Source organism: Photobacterium pectinilyticum, assembly GCF_024357955.1.
GTDB lineage: Bacteria > Pseudomonadota > Gammaproteobacteria > Enterobacterales > Vibrionaceae > Photobacterium > Photobacterium pectinilyticum.
Genome location: NZ_JANEYT010000155.1, coordinates 1 through 2642, shown reverse-complemented (window position 1 = coordinate 2642; position 2642 = coordinate 1). Strand labels below are relative to the sequence as shown.

4 protein-coding genes are annotated in these 2642 nt (G+C 43.6%); all 4 read left to right on the top strand.

Features of this window, described 5'->3' with window-relative positions; genetic code table 11:
* The first annotated feature begins 125 nt into the window (after nt 1-125).
* From NHN17_RS25535 to NHN17_RS25520, 4 genes are read left to right on the top strand one after another with little or no spacing between them, the layout of a single operon-like run.
* On the top strand, nt 126-227 hold the full coding sequence (locus NHN17_RS25535) for a prepilin-type N-terminal cleavage/methylation domain-containing protein (RefSeq protein ID WP_255045481.1): 102 nt from the start codon (nt 126-128) through the stop codon (nt 225-227).
* Nucleotides 202-714 (top strand): hypothetical protein, encoded by a 513-nt coding sequence (locus NHN17_RS25530; protein WP_255045480.1) that lies wholly within the window; start codon nt 202-204, stop codon nt 712-714. The genes NHN17_RS25535 and NHN17_RS25530 overlap by 26 nt, the downstream gene beginning before the upstream one ends.
* Nucleotides 715-727: 13 nt before the next feature.
* The gene (locus NHN17_RS25525; protein WP_255045479.1) at nt 728-2092 is read left to right on the top strand and encodes a hypothetical protein; all 1365 of its coding nucleotides are present in this window, start codon (nt 728-730) and stop codon (nt 2090-2092) included.
* Nucleotides 2079-2474 carry a type IV pilus modification PilV family protein gene (locus tag NHN17_RS25520; RefSeq protein WP_255045478.1) on the top strand — a complete coding sequence of 132 codons (396 nt, stop codon included), beginning with the start codon at nt 2079-2081 and terminating at the stop codon, nt 2472-2474. Before NHN17_RS25525 ends, NHN17_RS25520 begins: the two co-directional genes overlap by 14 nt.
* The last annotated feature ends 168 nt before the right edge of the window (nt 2475-2642 follow it).

Here is a 2642-nt window from a genome sequence, read left to right as displayed (position 1 = left end):
CGAGTCCTCAAAGGGTATCAAAAATGTGTTCAAGAGAGTGGATCAACCTGACCAGTTAATTTTCCAGTTTGGTATAAGCAGCAAGTCGAGAGTAAGGATTTGTTCTGTTGGTACGGTGGTTGGTTATGAATCGTGTTAAGCAAAGCGGTATGACATTAATCGAATTGATGCTGGCCATGTGTCATGGGGACAGTGTTGCTGATGGTCTTGTCCAGCGTTTTCGCTAATGGGTTCAGTACATCAAATCGTATTACCCAGCAGCTTAATTTTGATAGCCAGTTTCACGATTTGAATCAGTTTATCCGTAACGATCTGCGCCGTGCGGGCTTTGCGATTGAAGGTACTAGAGCTGGTGCCGTTAAGTGGAAAGATTCCCCGCAGACTGTGTTTGTTAACGCAGCCCGTGATTGCTTAGCTTATGCCTATGAGTATACAGATGGTGGAGTAGATAAAGTTCATTATTCATCTTTGTATTTGAATGACAGTAGCGAATTGAAATTGTACACCAAACAGAAAAGTATTACTGAACCGCCTAAAAATATCACTGCAGCCTGTACTGGTGGAGAGGTGATCTCAGTGAGTTCGGAAATTCAGTTAGCCAGCTTTGTGGTAGACATTTCTCTGTTTCCGGCTATAGCTGTCGCTATGTCTGCTAGCTCACCGGTCAATGGAGCCCAAGATAGTAGCCAGTTGAACGTTACCGTAGTGAATTAATTCGGAGAAGGATATGAGACGTCAGCAAAATGGATTTGTCACCCTGACAGTGACTTTAATGCTCATGATACTGGGAACGTATGGTTTATATCAGTCTGTCGAAATGAGCCACTATAACGTCAAGCGTTTTCAGAATGTTCTCTCGGCTAAAAAGAGTCATTGGATAGCCGAGGGGGGCTTGCAGTGTGCGTTTGCTGTTAACCAGATAACAGTGGGGGATCCTCAAACGCGTTCGTATAACGCTTGCGACGATCTGGTCTTAGGTCAAAGTGGTGATGAAAATCGTCTGACATTGGCTGTCACGGGGCAGCAAATTGGAACGGGGAGTTTATATACACTCACTAGCACAGTATCTGAAGAGAAAGGCCCAGGTCAAAGAAAGGTTGCAAAGGAAGTTAAGGTCGAAAATGTTTCACCGATGCCTGGGATTTTCAAGACCTCGTCAATTTTTACCTTGAGAGGGGACTTTGAATTTTTGCCCAATCACAATGATGGAGAATGTATAACCATGATTGTGAAAGATCTTAATAATTTCAAGCATACAGATAGCACGAGTAATTCAAAAGTAATCGTCCAAGATGGCGATGGGTATAGTGCAGAGCAACTTCCTACAAGCGTTGATTTAGATGCAGTGAATAATACTGCGAAGTTGACTAGCGCACAGACATGCCGTTCAGGCTATCAAAGTTTTGCAAAGGTTGGGACTGTCTGGCCTTTGGCTAAAGATATTCTAGAAGAACCTGACATGGATATGTTCAACGATTTTTTTGGTGTGCCTAAGAGTGAATGGGAGAGCGTGAAGAACAATGGTACTTTCCATGTGATAAGCCCTCCCAAAGGTGAGAGCTTGATTCCAGATTGTGCCGAGCAAATTAATACCGCATTTAAAAATGGTGATAGGTCATTTTGGGTGGAAGGGAGTTGCTACATTACTTCTACATCAGAGGAGGCTGGCTTGAAGCCTTTCAACTTATCAACACCTGCCATACCTATGCCTGATACTGATTCTGCTTTGATAGTGGTTCAGGATGGGGCGGTTTTTCATAATGGTCAATTGGGACTGTCTGGCTTGCTCTATCAGTTCAAGACGAATGACAGTAAGAGTACTTTAGTCTCTGCGGATATGGTTTCCTCTTGTTATAAAGCATCAGTGTGTGGAGATTCTTTTCATGAAACACCATTTAAGAATACGGCATTTTATGTTGCTGGTTCCTTGCATACTTTTGGTGGGGTTGCGGTAGATATGGAAGGCATGAACTTTATTGCCAATGCAGGGTTTAAAGCCCAATACAATGATAAGTATTGGAAGGACAGATTACCGACGACGATAAATACAATAGTGCAATGGCAGCAGGGAACGTGGCGTGATTTTCAATAGAGTAAGAAATAACCAAGGATTTAGCTTAATTGAAGTACTGGTTTCTCTAGCCATTGTGGCGGTGGCGGTGTTGGCGATGATTAAGATGCAGTCTTACTACGAGCGCGAAGGTGAAACCGCTGCAAAAGGGCTTATGGCCATCCAAATTGGTGAAAACCAGTTGGAGCTAATGAAGCCGTTGTCTTATGCCGATATAAGCCTGAACGTTATTTCCGGAACGGTTAGCCGAGCGGGGACAGCATTTGATTGGCAACAGGCTGTACGTTCGAAAACACTGGCGACTGCAGGTGATGTGAAGCAAATTGAAGTTACGGTCACCTGGGAAGATCGCTGGCAGCAACCACAGAGTGTTTCCCTTGCGACAATCCGAACACAATATTGAGTGATATTTTATCTAAAATGCACGCTGTGGTTACTTATTGAGCGAGCGATCATTTATTTGCAAAAATCTATTGCCCTCTCGAATTCTCTCCCTATAATGCGTCCTCACTGACACGGAGCACGGCAACTTAAGCCGCTATCCAGTCAGTATTGTTCTTTAACAATTTGA

Excerpts from the sequence above, each read along its gene's own strand:
- NHN17_RS25525 (WP_255045479.1), top strand. The coding sequence starts at position 728 with ATGAGACGTCAGCAAAATGGATTTGTCACCCTGACAGTGACTTTAATG.
- NHN17_RS25535 (WP_255045481.1), top strand. The coding sequence starts at position 126 with ATGAATCGTGTTAAGCAAAGCGGTATGACATTAATCGAATTGATGCTG.
- NHN17_RS25530 (WP_255045480.1), top strand. The coding sequence starts at position 202 with ATGGTCTTGTCCAGCGTTTTCGCTAATGGGTTCAGTACATCAAATCGT.